The 15,780-nt window shown below is 44.1% G+C and carries 13 protein-coding genes; 8 read left to right on the forward strand and 5 right to left on the reverse strand.

Annotation, left to right across the window (positions count from 1 at the left end):
• The first annotated feature begins 76 nt into the window (after nucleotides 1–76).
• The 4 genes from JL661_RS07470 to JL661_RS07480 all read left to right on the forward strand — a co-directional run bounded on the left by JL661_RS07470 (nucleotide 77) and on the right by JL661_RS07480 (nucleotide 6,484).
• The gene (locus JL661_RS07470; protein WP_225310074.1) at nucleotides 77–4,306 is read left to right on the forward strand and encodes a DUF637 domain-containing protein; all 4,230 of its coding nucleotides are present in this window, start codon (nucleotides 77–79) and stop codon (nucleotides 4,304–4,306) included.
• Between the two features lie 22 nt (nucleotides 4,307–4,328).
• Nucleotides 4,329–5,369, forward strand: coding sequence for an endonuclease toxin domain-containing protein (locus JL661_RS18350; protein ID WP_225310075.1), 1,041 nt, complete (start codon nucleotides 4,329–4,331; stop codon nucleotides 5,367–5,369).
• Between the two features lies 1 nt (nucleotide 5,370).
• Nucleotides 5,371–5,877: a contact-dependent growth inhibition system immunity protein gene (locus tag JL661_RS07475; protein ID WP_015422767.1), complete on the forward strand. Its 507-nt coding sequence runs from the start codon at nucleotides 5,371–5,373 to the stop codon at nucleotides 5,875–5,877.
• Between the two features lie 100 nt (nucleotides 5,878–5,977).
• On the forward strand, nucleotides 5,978–6,484 hold the full coding sequence (locus tag JL661_RS07480) for a contact-dependent growth inhibition system immunity protein (protein ID WP_004235272.1): 507 nt from the start codon (nucleotides 5,978–5,980) through the stop codon (nucleotides 6,482–6,484).
• A gap of 39 nt (nucleotides 6,485–6,523) precedes the next feature.
• Here JL661_RS07480 and arsC read toward each other — a convergent pair whose 3' ends face one another.
• Together arsC and bepA are read right to left on the reverse strand one after the other, a co-directional pair.
• Nucleotides 6,524–6,877 (reverse strand): arsenate reductase (glutaredoxin), encoded by a 354-nt coding sequence (arsC, locus tag JL661_RS07485; RefSeq protein ID WP_015422766.1) that lies wholly within the window; start codon nucleotides 6,875–6,877, stop codon nucleotides 6,524–6,526.
• Nucleotides 6,878–6,888: 11 nt separating this feature from the next.
• Nucleotides 6,889–8,352 carry a beta-barrel assembly-enhancing protease gene (gene bepA / locus JL661_RS07490; protein ID WP_004239934.1) on the reverse strand — a complete coding sequence of 488 codons (1,464 nt, stop codon included), beginning with the start codon at nucleotides 8,350–8,352 and terminating at the stop codon, nucleotides 6,889–6,891.
• 136 nt (nucleotides 8,353–8,488) lie between these two features.
• On the opposite strand from bepA, the gene JL661_RS07495 reads away from it, so the two are divergent.
• On the forward strand, nucleotides 8,489–9,571 hold the full coding sequence (locus JL661_RS07495; protein ID WP_004239935.1) for an AI-2E family transporter: 1,083 nt from the start codon (nucleotides 8,489–8,491) through the stop codon (nucleotides 9,569–9,571).
• 61 nt (nucleotides 9,572–9,632) lie between these two features.
• Here JL661_RS07495 and JL661_RS07500 read toward each other — a convergent pair whose 3' ends face one another.
• From JL661_RS07500 to JL661_RS07510, 3 genes are all read right to left on the reverse strand, one after another.
• Nucleotides 9,633–10,967 (reverse strand): two-partner secretion domain-containing protein, encoded by a 1,335-nt coding sequence (locus tag JL661_RS07500; RefSeq protein WP_062771496.1) that lies wholly within the window; start codon nucleotides 10,965–10,967, stop codon nucleotides 9,633–9,635.
• A gap of 166 nt (nucleotides 10,968–11,133) precedes the next feature.
• On the reverse strand, nucleotides 11,134–11,604 hold the full coding sequence (gene bcp / locus JL661_RS07505) for a thioredoxin-dependent thiol peroxidase (protein ID WP_004239939.1): 471 nt from the start codon (nucleotides 11,602–11,604) through the stop codon (nucleotides 11,134–11,136).
• A 37-nt stretch (nucleotides 11,605–11,641) separates the two neighbouring features.
• Nucleotides 11,642–12,184 (reverse strand): ACT domain-containing protein, encoded by a 543-nt coding sequence (locus JL661_RS07510; protein ID WP_004235282.1) that lies wholly within the window; start codon nucleotides 12,182–12,184, stop codon nucleotides 11,642–11,644.
• Between the two features lie 318 nt (nucleotides 12,185–12,502).
• Here JL661_RS07510 and dapA point away from each other — a divergent pair, with 318 nt between their 5' ends.
• The 3 genes from dapA (at nucleotide 12,503) to JL661_RS07525 (ending at nucleotide 15,775) form a co-directional block, all read left to right on the forward strand.
• On the forward strand, nucleotides 12,503–13,402 hold the full coding sequence (gene dapA / locus JL661_RS07515) for a 4-hydroxy-tetrahydrodipicolinate synthase (protein ID WP_004235284.1): 900 nt from the start codon (nucleotides 12,503–12,505) through the stop codon (nucleotides 13,400–13,402).
• A gap of 17 nt (nucleotides 13,403–13,419) precedes the next feature.
• Nucleotides 13,420–14,469 carry an outer membrane protein assembly factor BamC gene (gene bamC / locus JL661_RS07520; RefSeq protein WP_024473295.1) on the forward strand — a complete coding sequence of 350 codons (1,050 nt, stop codon included), beginning with the start codon at nucleotides 13,420–13,422 and terminating at the stop codon, nucleotides 14,467–14,469.
• 277 nt (nucleotides 14,470–14,746) lie between these two features.
• Nucleotides 14,747–15,775: a glycosyltransferase gene (locus JL661_RS07525; RefSeq protein WP_062771498.1), complete on the forward strand. Its 1,029-nt coding sequence runs from the start codon at nucleotides 14,747–14,749 to the stop codon at nucleotides 15,773–15,775.
• Nucleotides 15,776–15,780: the final 5 nt, after the last annotated feature.

The raw sequence follows: 15,780 nt of genomic DNA on the forward strand, positions 1-15,780 counted from the left end.
ATCAGCAATGATTGTTCATAGGATATCTTCCGGTGAGTGTATGACTGTATTGCTTAATTAACACACCGGAGGTGTTATGTGCTTTATTAATAAGATGAAAAAATTATTTATTATATTATTTTCTGTTTTTCCCTGTTATATATATGCATCAGAAATAACTCCGGCTAATAACCGTTTAAAAGTAAATGTCAAAAGAGATATAACTATTATTGACATTTCAAGGCCGGATGGAAATGGATTGTCACATAATCAATACAGTAAGTTTAATGTTTCTGAAGTCGGCGTGGTATTAAATAACGGAACAGAAGACAGTCAATCTTATCTGGCAGGTGAAATAGAGGGAAACATAAATCTGCGGGGGAGTAGTGCCAGTTTAATTATTAATGAGGTAATCAGTGATGGTCTATCTGACTTTTCGGGGGCTATGGAGGTTTCCGGTAACCCGGCATCAGTTATTATTGCTAATCCCAATGGTATTACCTGTGATGGCTGTCATTTCATTAACACGCCAGATATTACACTTGCCACGGGGAATGTGAATTTTAATCCTGAAAATAAATTTTCATCTCTCAATGTAAGAAATGGAACAATCACGATAAATAAAAAAGGGATGGATACATATGCACAAAAAAATACTAATCTTATCAGTGCTGATACGAAAATAAATGGAAAGATAAATACAAAAAATCTTTTTATTATAAATGGTACAAATAAAATTAATTACCAGGATGGTATTCAGGAATCTATATCCGGTTTTATGGGGAATCAATCATCATCAGTAAATATGACTGAGGAAGGTGGGATTTCGGCTGAAAAAATTCGCATTATTAATACAAGTAGTGATGGCAATGTACAACTAAATAATATTGAGTCTGTTAATAATGGTATAAGTGTAACAGCAAAAAAAGCGGTATTATTATCGGGAAATATAACATCAAAAGAAAGAATAAGAGTAATAGCCGACAACATTATTATAAAAGATAAAGAAAAGGTTGCTTCCGGTCGTGATACTACTCTTATATCAAATGATATTTTAAATGCCGGAGAGGTTATATCAAAAGGTAATGTACGTATTTTTTCTGATGTTGTTAATAATCAGGGTCACGAAGCAATTATACAGGCAGAGGAAAATTTATGGATACAAAAAAATCCGGAAGGTGATTTTAGCAGGAGTATTGTTAATAAATCAGCGTTACTAAAGTCTGAACGTGGTAATTTAATTATAAAAGCGAAGACATTAACTAATGTCAGTAACTCTGAGCCTGTTGAGTTTTTTAAGCTTCCGGCTAAATCTACCGAAGTGCGCAGCGTCGGAAATCAGTTACGTTATTTGCCGGTGTGGCGGCGAGATGGATTACTGATTGTATATCCGGAATTAAAAGATTTTAAATATGAAAAATGGTTTGATGAAATAGATTTTTTAACTAATGACAGTGTTAATGTTGAAAAATATGCAGTGAGATATAAAAGTGATTATGAACCTGCCTATATGGATTCCGGTAAAAATTTATATGTAAATGCAAATCGTTTTGATAATAATGATTCGTTTTTATCTGCCAGAGAAAATATTATTTTAACCGGTAAAGATATCAATATTAAAAACCATGAACAGGGTATTTTAAAACTATGGGAAAGATATCAGCCGGAAGATATTAACAGTGAATGGCTGCATTTTTCTGTTGAGCCGGATACTATTCCTCCCGGGGTAATGGTTAATGATATTAAAATTCCCTTTCAGAAAAAGGATGAATTTTATACATGGATTAGCCATGGTATGCCTGATAGTCCATCTGTCAGTTCAGAAAATCTGATTATAGATTATAGAGATACTATTAACATAGAGAGCAGACTCCCTGAGAAACTCTATCCGGTAAATGAGATTGTCAGGGATAGTTTTAGTCATCATTTAGCTGCAGAAAATATATTGTTGAATTCTTCATCAATAGATTTGAAGTCAAAAATAGGTGCAATTAATAATTTAAATGTTCAGGCTAAAGAGAAAATTTATTCACGTGAAAGTACATTGGTAGCGGGTAAGTCATTATCATTAACAGCAGATAGTATTGAACTTGAAAATACCAATATAAAGTCCGGTGAGCTGTCTCTTATTGCAAAGAAAGGCGATGTAATATACTCAACAGGAATCAGGCCTGTATTTACATCTGACATTTCTGCGCTGCCTCTGTTACATGCACCTGGTGGCATCTATGCAGATGCAGGAGGTGATATTACATTCAAAAATATAGCATTCACATTAAATAGTCATGTGGATTTATCTTCCCGAAAAAATATACTGATTGATTTTGATCCGAAAACGATATCAGGAATATCCACAAAAAAGGCAGATTATGAAATAAAATCACTGTCAGATAAATTTCAGGAATGGACACTTTCAGATTATATCACCCTGAATGCCGGAAGTGATATTGCTATTAATGGTACAGATATTAGCAGCAAAAATTATATAGGTTTTTATTCCGGCGGAAATATAGATATTACCTTTGATAAAAAATGGGAAGGCCGTAGTGATATCTATGCAAGATATTTAAGGCCCAAAATACGCATTCATTCAGAAAGAAACTTTATTATTAACTCTGCCGGAGATGTAAATCTATTGAATGCAGGCCTGCATGCTGATAAATCTTTATTGTTGTTTTCTGGTGGGGAATTTAATCTGACAGGAATTCCCTATTCAGCAATAAGGTATTCTTATGATGATTACATTGATAATCGCTATGTAAGTTCTTATCTTACAGCAAAGAAAAATATCACATTAGTGGCGAAAGGTGATGTTAATCTGCATGCAGCAATACTCTCCTCTGATGATTATATATATATTCGTAATAGTGGAAATATTCAGTTGGGATCTGAAAAAATACACTATCGTCAGAAAAGACGTGATTATCTGGAAGATACATATCGCCATGTCAGTACACTGGTAAAAAGCAAGAACAAATTAACACTATTGTCTGAAGGCAGTGTTTTATTTCAGGGTGCTGAGCTTATTTCTGATGGTGTAATGGATATCTCGGCAAAGGGCGGGTATTTATATGCACAGGCAATGGAAGAAACGAGTCATTATGAAGATAAGAAAAAGAAATGTAATCGTTGGACATTCTGTATAACAAAAAAAGAAGTTACAAAGGTAAAGCATGAAGTAAAAAATAAAACGACAGAATTTACATCGAAAGAAGATATTAATTTAATCGCCCTGGATGATATCACACTTGAAGCTGCAAAAATTTCAGCAGCTAAAAATGCCAGGCTGAAAAGTATCTCAGGGAAAATTAATTTTAAAGCTGTTAACGACTCACTTTATGAGCAAACCGTCAGCCATTCCAGGGGGTTCTACATTACCCGCCGTGATCAGGGGCACTCGCTGAGCCGCTGGCGGTTACCGCAGATTTATTACGGCGGAAATTTATCTGTTGATGCAGCAAAAGGCATAACCGCAGACAGTAAAACATTCAGCATTCCTGAATTTAAAGAATCCGCAATGATGCTGAGCAGCCATACCGGAACCGGTTGGCTGAAAGAACTGATAACCCGCGATGATGTTCAGTGGAACCGGGTTGCTGATGCCTATCAGCGCTGGGACTATAAAGAGCAGCACCTTAATCAGGTAGCATCAGCTGTTCTGGCTGTTGCCGTCACCGCTGCGACATCGGGCTCCGGGCTGGCAGCGTGGGCGGGGAGTACCGCATCTTCCGCAGCCACAGGAACGGCTGCCGCTGTTATTTCCGGAGCCGCGCATTCCGGAATGATAGCACTGACAACACAGGCAGCGGTTGCACTGGCGGAGAATAAAGGCAATTTATCTGAAACATTTAAATCTCTGGGGCGCAGTGAAAGTGTTAAGTCTGTTATTGGTCAGATGGTTGTCGGAGGGGCGTTCAATGGTCTGGATAAATCGATGGGCTGGCAGAACGGAAATCCGGCACAATCGCGGATTCCGTTACTGAGTGACGGAGATTGGCACAAGGTTGCACAGCGCGTTTCCGCCCAGTCTGTAATCAGCTCAGCGGTGGGTTCGGCAGTATCAGAAACAAGCTTCAGGGAGAACTTTATTAATGCGCTTCTCAGTAACACGGGAAGTCAGTTTAATGCTGAAGGCGCAAAATTAATTGGTGACCACGGTGAAATATTAACGGAACCGGGCAAAGCAATTACGCATGCTGCGGTTGCCGCTGTCAGAGCCGAGCTGACCAACCGGAGTGTCAGGGAAGCGGTTACCGGGGGCGCTGGCAGCGTCGGCAGCCGGTATTATATTAGGCGATTCTTTAGATCAGACAGCGCAGGAACATGAACAACAGGCACAGCTGGCCCGGATGACAGGTGCTGTTGCCGGATTGATTGCAACAGGCCATATCAACGGGCTGACCACTGCGGCGGATGCTGCTGAGATCGTTGAACGTTATAACCGTCAGTTTCATTTGCAGGAATTAAAGGCGATAGAGGAACTGGCTGACGGTGATAATTTTAAAAAAGTGCGCCTGCTCGCAGCAGGTTGCCGTCTGATCAACTGTACTGTGCAGGAATCTGCAAATTCACCGGATAAATTACGTTTTGATGCGTTAATGGCAAAATATCCGGAGACGTATCTTGAAGATAATTTACTGACAAATTACTGGGTGACAAAAGCGGATGACGGCATTCGTTATTATCCCTGGTCAGTTGCACCTGAAAAAGTACAGCTTTTTACTTACAGTGAAACTGAACGACATGATGATATTGATGATTTTGTCCGTAATCAATATGCGGAATATATAACAGATTTTACCGGTCTGAAAAAAACAACTGCCGAAATTATTATCGACAGTATATTGATGTCATCAGTGAATGGCAGGAGAGGTAATCCTGCCAGAATGCATAAACATATCAGAAAGGTCAGTTATGCAGATTTAAATCAAATCTATACCACCGATAAAAAGGGCAATAAAATCCCGATGAAGTGGTATCAGTCAGGTTCCTCTGTCAACCAGCAGGGTATGCCGTTTGAGCATTATATTGGTACACAATTACCGCCAGGCTCAAAACTCCCGGATGGATTCAAAACCTTTGATTATTATGACAGTAAAGATAAAATAGCGATTAGCGTAAAAACTATTAACACTCAAACAGATAGTAGACTAAATAAACCTGATGCCATAAAATATATCATTAATGGCCATGTTAATAAAATAGCTCAGTTTAAAAATTATTCAATGGATGACGTTCCATTGAGAACAGATAATATAAAAAAGAGAGTTTTGCACATTGGCCTCCCAGAAAAAACGACGCCAGAGCAATGGAAGTCAATAAATAGTGCTATAAAGAACGCAAACGATAAGAATGTAGATATTAAAATAACCATAATAAAAGGTGATTAGCATGAGTCAAGTGAATTCTGATGAACTGAATGCAAGCATAAGCTTTAATGGGAGTTATTTCTATTTCTTGAGGATGATCGATCATGGATTGTTAATACCGGACTATTTGTTTGGTAATATTATTATACCTGGGGATGCGGTAATTAGCAGTGTTGGTATAAGCTTAAGACAAGTTCTCAAAAAAAATGAGGATATTAATCCTGAAGAGAATTATATTTTTGATCATAAACTAAATAAAGAAAATTATGAAGACAATATAAAAAAATTAATGGGTTTGTGCGGATATAAGAATAAAAAATCACTTTTTAAGAAAATGAACAAATGCCTTGTAAAGCAAGTCGGTAATGTTATTGAAATAAAGCCTCTAAATCACATTAAACTTGAAGCCTGGGACGGTGATGGTATATCAGAAACTGACGATGTCATTATTCCGGTATCGGCTTCAGATGAAGAGTTGGGTAATGCCGTTATCGAGGCGTTTTCCCGCTGTAAGGGAAGGCAATTCTGAGTTCTGTTCCCGGCAGTTACCGGAGGACATAAGGTATCATTGGTTCAGCGAATGATAAGAATATAGAGATTAAAATAACCATTATAAAAGGTGAATAAATATGAACCAAAATACTGAACAGGGGTTAAATGCCAGAATAGGTTTTAATGGCGATTTTTATCATGTTGATACCATGTCCGGGCATGGTATTTTAATTGTGGATAACCTGTTTGAGTCTTGTCTGTTATCAAAAGATACCACAGCGGAAATGCTCGGTTTGTGTTTAAAGAAATGCCTGAAACAAAGCCGGATAGTAGATCCGGGAAATTATGATTTCTTTGACTATAAAAAAGTAAAAGAAAGATATGAAGAATGGATTAAAAACATCATTCAATTGCGCGGATATAAAAATAAAAAAACACTTTTTAAACAAATGAATACATGTAATGCAAGGCAGGTTGGTGACCTTATTACAATAAAACCTTCAAACCATATTAAACTTGAAGCTTGGGACGGTGATGGTATATCAGAAACTGATTATGTCATTATTCCGGTATCGGCTTCAGATGAAGAGTTGGGTAATGCCGTTATCGAGGCGTTTTCCCGCTGCAAGGGAAGGCAATTCTGAGCTCTGTCCCCGGCGGTCACCGGGGACAGATGATCAGGTTCAGATAATCTCCAGCACCTGCTCCGGCGGACGGCCGAGGCGGGCTTGTTTGCCTTTAATCACTATCGGGCGCTCAATCAGTTTCGGGTTATCATGCATGGCCTGAATCAGTGCTTCCTGATCGGTCACTGTCGCGAGCCCCAGCTCACTGTAAAGGGCTTCTTTGGTGCGCATCAGTTTGCGGGCGTCATCAAATTTCAGCTCACGGAGCACAGTTTTGATTTCTGCCACTGACGGCGGAGTGTCCAGATAGAGCATTACTGCCGGAGACACGCCGTTTTCTTCCAGCAGTGCCAGAGTTTCACGGCTTTTGGAGCAGCGCGGGTTGTGCCAGATAGTGACAGTCTCAGTCATGGTTTTCCTCATTATTTAAATTGTTTGAATTGCAGCTGTAACTGGCGGATCTGGTCAATCCGCGCATCATAACGCGCCTGATCATAACTGCCGGGTTTCGCCTGACGGGCGGCTTCGGTCAGGCTGCGGATAGCACCGTCAAAGTTGCCCATTAAGTTCTGATATTCCGCCCGTGCAGCAAGTTCATCCGTGCGGCGGCCGGCTTTTCCGCCTGCTTCTGCCAGCAGATCCCAGCCGCTCGGGTCAGCCGGGTGATCAAAGGTATAATTGCGCAGAATCTTAGTTGCTTTATCATATTGTTTATTCTGAATATAGGCATTACCGAGGTTTATCTGATATACCGAATTCCCCGGTTCCCGTTTCAGGGCATTTTCCAGCCTGGTCACCGCCTGAGAGGTTCTGTTCAGACCGATATCCACATCTGTCATGACATCGATAAACCAGACATTGTCAGGATCGGCAGCCAGTAATTTCGTCAGAATTTGTGAGGCGGGTTCATATTTGTTGTCACGGTAGAGCAGAATGGCACGGGCATAATCCGCCGCCATTTGTTCTTTACTGTTGCCTTTGCTGTAGTTATCAATCATCTGGTCAGTCGCATTGCGCAGCGGCTGGCCGCCGTACATTGCCATCGCCCGGGCGCGCGCCAGCAGGAAATCAAAGGACTGTGGCGGATTTTTACGCGGCATCTGACCGGCACGGCTGCGCGCATCCGCCAGACGGCTGTCCGGCAGGGGGTGAGTCAGCAGCATTTCCGGCGGTTTGGAGCTGTAACGGGACATATCCACCATGATGGTCATAAAGTCCGGCATACCCTGCGGGTCAAACCCGGCACGGCTCAGTGTGCCCATGCCGATGCGGTCCGCTTCCTGCTCGTTGGATTGTGTAAAGCTGATCATATTCTGCTGGATCCCGGCCATGGTCGAGGTCATGGCGGCGGCACCGACCGGGGTGCCGGTCATCAGAAGCAGGATAGAGCCCAGAGTGGCCGCCCAGGCCAGCGGTGCTTTGTTCTGCTGATCTTCCATCATCCGCGCCAGGTGGCGCTGGGTAACGTGAGCGATTTCGTGCGCCATCACAGAGGCGAGTTCACTTTCTGTCAGGCTGTAGCGGAACAGGGAGGTGTGCAGAACCACATTGCCGCCGAAGAAGGCAAAGGCGTTAATGTTCGGGTTGGCTATCAGGAAAAAATTAAACGGGGTTTTGACCGAGTCAGCGTTTGAGACCAGACGCTGGCCGAGATTATTGATATATTGCAGCAAAACAGGATCATAGACCATCGGGGAGCTGCTGCGGATCATCCGCAGATAAAAGTCCCCCATCAGGTTTTCCTGTCCGATACTGAGTGTACCGCCGGCGGTGGTGCCGATTTCAGGTAACGCATCCTCAACCGCAGCCTGTGCGGCAGGCAGTACCGGGAAGGTCAGGGCAAGGCTCAGTAAGACGGCTAACGGTTTTTTCAGAAACGTATTCATAGGATGACGCTTTCCCCGTTGATTATCACTGGTAATAATTCGTGTATCATAGCAAACACTCAAGTAAAATCCTCACACAGTCTGCCCGGTGGGCAGGATTTGTCATATTTTTGCCGCTAATCCCGGGAGCAGAACAATGTTAGATTTGATCATTCAGTGGTACCGACGACGTTTTGCCGATCCGCAGGCAGTTGCTTTGACCGTTATTTTACTGGCGGGTTTCGGAATTATTTATTTTTTCAGCGGTATCTTAGCGCCGCTGCTGGTGGCAATTGTACTGGCGTACCTGCTGGAGTGGCCGATTCATCAGATGGAAAAACGGGGCTGCTCGCGCAAGCTGGCGATTATGCTGATCCTGACGCTGTTTATCGGGGTCAGCGTGCTGGTGATCTTTATCCTCGCGCCGACGGTCTGGGGACAGGGGCGTAACCTGCTGCTGGATATGCCGAATATGTTCAGTCGTTTCAATGAGTTCGCCCGTGAACTGCCGAACCGTTTCCCTGCGCTGATGGATGTCGGGCTGATGGATATGATCCTCGATAATGCCCGCAGCAAGCTGCTCTCAGTCGGGGATTCAGTGGTGAAAATGTCGCTGGCGTCACTGGTGGGATTACTGGCGCTGACCATTTATCTGATTCTGGTGCCGTTGATGGTGTTCTTTTTACTGAAAGATAAAGAACAGCTGCTGCGCGGTTTTCAGCGTATTCTGCCGCGTAACCGCTCACTGGCCGGGAAAGTGTGGGTGGAGATGAATCAGCAGATTTCCAACTATATCCGCGGCAAAGTCACCGAGATGATTATTGTCGGTGTTTGTACTTATATCGTCTTCGCGGTGGTCGGCCTGAATTATGCGTTACTGCTGGGTGTGCTGGTGGGGCTGTCAGTCCTTATCCCGTATGTGGGGGCGGTGATTGTGACGGTGCCGGTGGTTCTGGTCGGGCTGTTCCAGTGGGGACTGGATTCGGATTTCTGGACCATGTTTATCGCCTATCTGGTGGTGCAGGGGCTGGACAGCAATATCCTGGTGCCGATCCTCTATTCTGAGGCGGTGAACCTGCATCCGCTGGTGATTATTTTGTCGATTATTATTTTCGGCGGATTATGGGGATTCTGGGGCGTATTCTTTGCTATCCCGTTAGCAACCCTGATTAAAGCAGTGATTCATTCCTGGCCTGAAGAGGTTGCTGAAGATAATATACAATCAGTATCAAAGGAATAATCAAAAAATAAAAAGTGATGTTTTTATAAAACATCACTTTTATATTCATACCGCTATTCGGTCAGATATCAAAATTATGGGTGGTAACTGACACGTTCTCATTCCGGGAACCATTGCCATAAACACCAACAATACCATGTATTGCAGAGTCAGCATCTGTTCTCAGATAATGGTCATTATAGAATTGTACTGAACCGGCAGTGACATTCATTTTTCCGGTAAACATTATGCCATCGTTTTTAATGTGTACGGCGTCATGCTTTCCTGCAATATTGAATTGTCCGGTTGCAAATGTGGCACCGGTATCATTACTGACAGATAAGGTATTATCTCGCAGATAACCCTGATATGCATTATTTTTCAGGTCAATCATATGGTTGATGTTATGACTGTTAATGGACATATTTTGGGCATAAAAATTATTTGGTTTTTCCCCTGCTGTAGTATTGTAAATGGAGAAATTGCCATTATAATCAACAGTCAGATTTTTTGTACTAATCTTTTGATAATTAGAAATACTACCATTTTTTGCATTAATATTAATATTTGATGCTTTAAGATAACCATCATTAATAAGTTCAGAATGTAGTAAGTTTAAGTTAACCTCCGATAATATAATATTACCGTTATTTGTTAACGTTGCATTTTTGGCATTGACGGTCATTTTACCGCGTATTTTAGTATCGCTGTCGATCAATGAATTCGAATATGAGCCTGAACTATTAACTACTTCCCCCGGGGTTAATTTAACATCAGAAATCTGAGAGTTAAGATTATTTTTAAGATCGATATTATCTGCACCAATATTAATCGTTGTATGCGGTGAATTAACATAAGAGCTGTTGATTTCAACGCTGTTTCCCGTTAATGTCAGGTTGCTTTTTATCGCATTTTTTTTGACATTACTAACGATAACATTATTCGTTATATTTTTAAAACCGATTAGTTTTCCTGTAGTAACATCAAGTGAAGTATTTCCGGCTAATAGTGTCAGGTGGCTGACATTAGATACACCACAGCTGTTACAGTTAACGCCATTCGGGTTAGCAATGACCAGACTGGCTTGTTTACCAATAATGGCCATAGTGCCATCGAGCTGACTGATATTGGTTCCGGTTACTTCGTTGATAATCACACGAGCTGATGGTGAATTATCAATATTCAGGCCATTTTTTCCGACATTGAATTCAGTAAAGTAATTGTGTGAAATACCATTTGAATTTGGTGTGCTGATTGATTGTGTCGGTTTATTATCCTTAATCCGGATATTAACTTCGGGTGATGCCTGATCTGCCGTGATTTTATAACCATCACGATAGGTGAAATCTTGTGTCGCCGCCGATAAATAAGCAGGTGATAAAAATAATAATACGGTAGCAATTTTGGTTAACTTCATTAAGTATCCCTTTTAATAGCGTGACATCATTGTCAGCAGAGATACAATATCATATTAACTTAATTACAAAGTACTAATATCCAGAATATGTATTTTTTTTAAAAAAACATCAGGAATATAAAAAACACTACCGGGAGATAGTGTTTTTATCATTCCGGCAAATAAATCAGCTGTGAGCTTTGAGGTATTCAAGCACAACCTGATCATGGTCGCTGGTTTTGAATTTATCAAAAACATGCTCGATTTTACCATCAGCGCCGATTAAGAAGCTGATGCGGTGAATACCGTCGTAGGTTTTCCCCATAAACTGTTTTTCACCCCAGACGCCAAATGCTTCAGCAACCGCGTGGTCTTCATCTGACAGCAGGGTAAAATTCAGTAACTCTTTTTCCGCGAAACGGGACAGTTTTTCGGGTTTGTCTGTACTGATCCCCAGCACTTCAACATTGAACTGTTTCAGTTCATCCATATTGTCGCGCAGACCGCATGCCTGGACAGTACAGCCCGGCGTCATGGCTTTGGGATAAAAATACACCAGCACACGCTGACCGGCATAATCGGCCAGGCTGATTGATTCACCATCCTGGTCGGGAAGGCTGAACAGGGGCGCCTTATCACCGGCGTTCAATGGGCTCATTACACACTCTCCGTAAACGTAATAATAAACACAAACATTAATGATTCATCAGGGTAATAGTGCCTTCGGCCTGTAACTCAGCACAAAGACGGTAAAACTGCTGCTGCAGCACCGCGTTGTTTTCCCCTGTCGGGTGATGCGCGGTGATCTGAATCTCCAGCAGTACTGCGTCTGTATCATCCTCCGGCCGGGTTTTGGACACCAGTTCAGCCAGGGTGTAATCCAGTCTCATAAACAGATTGGTAAAGCGTTCCACCAGCCCCGCGGCATCAGGCACCGTGACCTGCGCACTGACACCGGTGGTGGCGGCAGGCTGATGCCCGCGCTGTGTCCGTTTCATGACTGTCAGCAGGTCAAGCTCCGCCGCCAGTACCGGCAGGGTAGCCTCCAGCATGGCAATGGCATTCCAGCTGCCTGACAGCATCATAATAAACGTGAACTCCTCACCGAAAATCGCCAGACGGCTGTCTTCGATATTACAGTCACACTCTCCGGCATGACGGGTAATCGCATTCACAATCCCTGCGCGATCCCGTCCCAGTGCAGTGATAACCAGATATTGCTGATCGCGTTGCGGCAAACCCTCATTCCTCTTCATGACACCGTGAATGTGTTAAACATAAAGAAAGATAAGGCCGATAGCAATAACCTGTTGTGTGCTCTGCGGTAATAATCAAATGATTGCGGCATATCAAACCTGCCGGATACAGACACGTTATCATGTGTTCCGCCGTTTTACCGGTGAAAAAAGCGGACATTATTACTTCTTTTTAAGGTGTGCCGCCGGGTATTAACAAAATTCATTAAAAACGTACAGTTAGGGTGTTTTTTTTCTGCGCTCTGAACAAGTACCATTAAAATGTTGTCCTATATTTATCCGATTATGAGGGTTTCGTACATGTCACACATAAATGACGTTTTAAAAGGCAGTATTGTTGCGATGGTTACACCACTGGACACACAGGGTCGTGTTGATAAGGCGGGGCTCCGGAAATTAGTGGATTACCATGTCGCGGCAGGCACGTCCGCCATTGTGGCTGTCGGAACTACCGGGGAGTCCGCCACACTGTCACATCAGGAACATGTGGATGTGGTACTGGCGACACTGGAGTTTGCGGAAGGTCGTATTCCTGTTATTGCCGGTACCGGCGCTAACGCGACCAACGAAGCCGTCTGGTTTACTGAGCAATTTGAAAACAGCGGCGTGGCGGCCTGTCTGACCGTTACCCCGTATTACAACCGTCCGTCACAGGAAGGTCTGTATCAGCACTTTAAAGTGATTTCAGAGAATACCGCATTACCGCAAATTCTGTATAATGTGCCAACGCGCACCGGCTGTGATATGTTACCTGCAACTGTTGCCCGGCTGGCAAAACTGGACAATATTGTGGCAATTAAAGAAGCGACCGGGAACTTAAGCCGTGTGAATGAAATCAAAACCCTGGTGAATGATGAAAACTTCATTCTGCTCAGCGGTGATGACGCATCAGCACTGGATTTCACCCTCCTGGGCGGCAAAGGTGTGATTTCTGTGACAGCCAACGTGGCTGCGGCAGAGATGGCACAGATGTTTGATCTTGCCCTGCGCGGGGATTTTGACCGTGCGCGTGTGATTAATAATCAACTGATGGACCTGCATCACACATTATTCTGTGAGCCAAGCCCGTCACCGGTAAAATGGGCCTGTCATCAGCTGGGTCTGATCGCAGAGCAGACACTGCGTCTGCCGCTGTTACCGCTCACGGAAGCGGGGCAGAATACGGTCGGCCGTGCCATGAAGACGGCGGGCATACGATAATATTTTAGGGAATCTGAATGGCAACACTACTGCAAAAATCAAAGGTTACGAAGCTCGCTGGTCTTTCCGTGGTTTTATTACTGGCAGCCTGCTCCGGCGATCAGCACTATAAGCGTCAGGTCAGCGGCGATACTTCGTACCTGGATGCGCCGCAGTTACAGGCGCTGAATGTTCCTCAGGGGATGATCCTGCCGTTACAGAGCGGCCAGTATGATATTCCTCAGGTTAAGCAGGATGGTGCGACCGGTCTGGCGCTGGACATCCGTCCGCCGGTACAGACTGTCAGCCTGTTAGCAGGTTCCCGTACTGAAACAGCAGGAGACGCAAGCCGTCTTCTGCTGGAGAATTCAGCGGAAAACAGAACGCTGTGGGCTCAGATCAACCGCGTTCTGGCCGATCGCTCAGTGCCGGTCAGCCAGCGTGATGAAGCCGGTGGCGTGATTGTCACTGACTGGATTGTCTGGCAGCGTGCGGATGAAGACCTGCCGTTACAGTCCCGCCAGCGCATCAAAATTGAACCGGCCGGTTCACAGGTGGCAGTTGTTGTGACCAGTGAAGGTCTGAAACAGGGTGAAAACCCGGTGACAGATAAAACAGAAATTACCCGTTATAACAACCTGACACTCAACGAGCTGGTGGACGGCCTTGACCGTATGCGTAATGCCGCACGTCAGGAAACCAATGCGTCACAGTATGCGGCTCCGGACGTTCAGAGCGGCAGTGATAAAACCGGTCTGCCGCAGATTATTGTCCGCGCGCCGTTTGATGTGGTCTGGTCCCGTCTGCCGGTTGTGCTGGAAAGCGTCGGCATGAAAGTGGGTGACCGCACCCGTTCGACCGGGAATATTGAAGTGACATACAAAGGGCTGAGTTCTGCAGAGTGGAGCAGCCTGGGTATGGATGATCCGTCAGTGGCCGAAGGTGATTACACCTTACAGGTCGGTGACCTGGATAACCGCAGCAGCCTCCAGTTTATCAGTGCCAAAGGGAAACCGCTGACACAGAAAGAAAATGATGAAATGGTGAAAGCGCTGGAAGCGGCATTCAGCAAATCATCTGTAAAATAATATATTCACGCAACATATAAATGCGTAAATATAATTATCGGTACCGGCCATTGTTAATGGCCGGTATTTTTTTATATCGTTATTATTTTGTAATAAATTGATACACAACCTAATCATTTTTAAGATAAATTCTTATTTCTCTGTCTTACATATCGCATTATTAGCCACGTTTATGCCAGGCTCTCCGGTTATATTTAAATACTTATAATTATTTTTTCGCTATATTCAGCCGCATTGTCTGCTGAATATCAGGCTACCCGGAATTGACAGGGCTGACATGGATTTATCTTCGGACTCTTCACGACCTTTACTGAGCATTGTTGTTGCCGTCTATAACGGGGAAAAATTTCTTCCTCAGTTTTTTGACTGCCTGCTGAAACAAACACTTCCTGCCTGGGAGCTGATCCTCGTTAATGACGGTTCCAAAGATAATACGGATGCTGTGCTGCGTGAATGGCAGGACAAATTCCCGTCTGTCACTATTCTGGAACAGGCAAATCAGGGCGTCTCTGTGGCGCGGAATACCGGTTTTGCAGTGGCAAAAGGGCAATACATCACGTTTCCGGACATTGATGATGTGATTCACCCGCAAATGTACGGCCGCCTGCTGGAAATTGCGCTTGCCGGAAAACTGGATGTGGCAACCTGCAATGGTACCTATGTTTATGAAGACGGGCGTGAACCACGGCCGATTTTCCCGCCTGATCGTCTGCGTTCCACCGGCGTTCTTTCCGGGCCGGACTGGCTGAAACGGGCACTCAACTCCCGTAAGTTCCTGCATGTGACCTGGCTGAACCTGTACCGCACTGATTTTCTGCGTGAGCAGGGCTATTATTTTGAGCCGGGGCTGCACCACCAGGATATTCCGTGGACAACCGAACTGCTGATGACCGCAGCGCGGGTGGAATATATTGATGAACGTTATTACGATTATCTGATCCATTCCGAATCGGTATCGCATACGCCGCCTGATGACAAAATCCGCGTACGTACAGTCCATAATTACATGAAAATCCTGGAAATGCTGGACGATATCAATCAGCGCCATGCGGATGTCGCGAAGCAGATCCCTGCCTGTCACTGGCAGATTTCCAAAGAAGGGCTGGGGATCCTGCATACCATCAGTGAGATAGAATCTCCGGAGGTGAAACAGGAGATTGTGCGTGAACTGTTTGATCGCGGGATCTGGTCACTCATCTGGGATAACGCCAAAGATTTGCGGCTGCGCTGGCGGCTGGCACGCCGTTATCCGCGTCTGAAAGCGATTCTGAAAGACGCCGCGGAGAATACAGCAACACCGGCCTGACGGCC

Source organism: Morganella morganii (genome assembly GCF_019243775.1).
GTDB classification, from domain to species: Bacteria; Pseudomonadota; Gammaproteobacteria; order Enterobacterales; family Enterobacteriaceae; genus Morganella; species Morganella morganii.

What these genes read in the sequence shown, in the direction of transcription:
- JL661_RS07470 (WP_225310074.1), top strand. Translation starts at nt 77, where the DNA reads ATGTGCTTTATTAATAAGATGAAAAAATTATTTATTATATTATTTTCT.
- JL661_RS18350 (WP_225310075.1), top strand. Translation starts at nt 4,329, where the DNA reads ATGACAGGTGCTGTTGCCGGATTGATTGCAACAGGCCATATCAACGGG.
- JL661_RS07475 (WP_015422767.1), top strand. Translation starts at nt 5,371, where the DNA reads ATGAGTCAAGTGAATTCTGATGAACTGAATGCAAGCATAAGCTTTAAT.
- JL661_RS07480 (WP_004235272.1), top strand. Translation starts at nt 5,978, where the DNA reads ATGAACCAAAATACTGAACAGGGGTTAAATGCCAGAATAGGTTTTAAT.
- arsC (WP_015422766.1), bottom strand. Translation starts at nt 6,877, where the DNA reads ATGACTGAGACTGTCACTATCTGGCACAACCCGCGCTGCTCCAAAAGC.
- bepA (WP_004239934.1), bottom strand. Translation starts at nt 8,352, where the DNA reads ATGAATACGTTTCTGAAAAAACCGTTAGCCGTCTTACTGAGCCTTGCC.
- JL661_RS07495 (WP_004239935.1), top strand. Translation starts at nt 8,489, where the DNA reads ATGTTAGATTTGATCATTCAGTGGTACCGACGACGTTTTGCCGATCCG.
- JL661_RS07500 (WP_062771496.1), bottom strand. Translation starts at nt 10,967, where the DNA reads ATGAAGTTAACCAAAATTGCTACCGTATTATTATTTTTATCACCTGCT.
- bcp (WP_004239939.1), bottom strand. Translation starts at nt 11,604, where the DNA reads ATGAGCCCATTGAACGCCGGTGATAAGGCGCCCCTGTTCAGCCTTCCC.
- dapA (WP_004235284.1), top strand. Translation starts at nt 12,503, where the DNA reads ATGTCACACATAAATGACGTTTTAAAAGGCAGTATTGTTGCGATGGTT.
- bamC (WP_024473295.1), top strand. Translation starts at nt 13,420, where the DNA reads ATGGCAACACTACTGCAAAAATCAAAGGTTACGAAGCTCGCTGGTCTT.
- JL661_RS07525 (WP_062771498.1), top strand. Translation starts at nt 14,747, where the DNA reads ATGGATTTATCTTCGGACTCTTCACGACCTTTACTGAGCATTGTTGTT.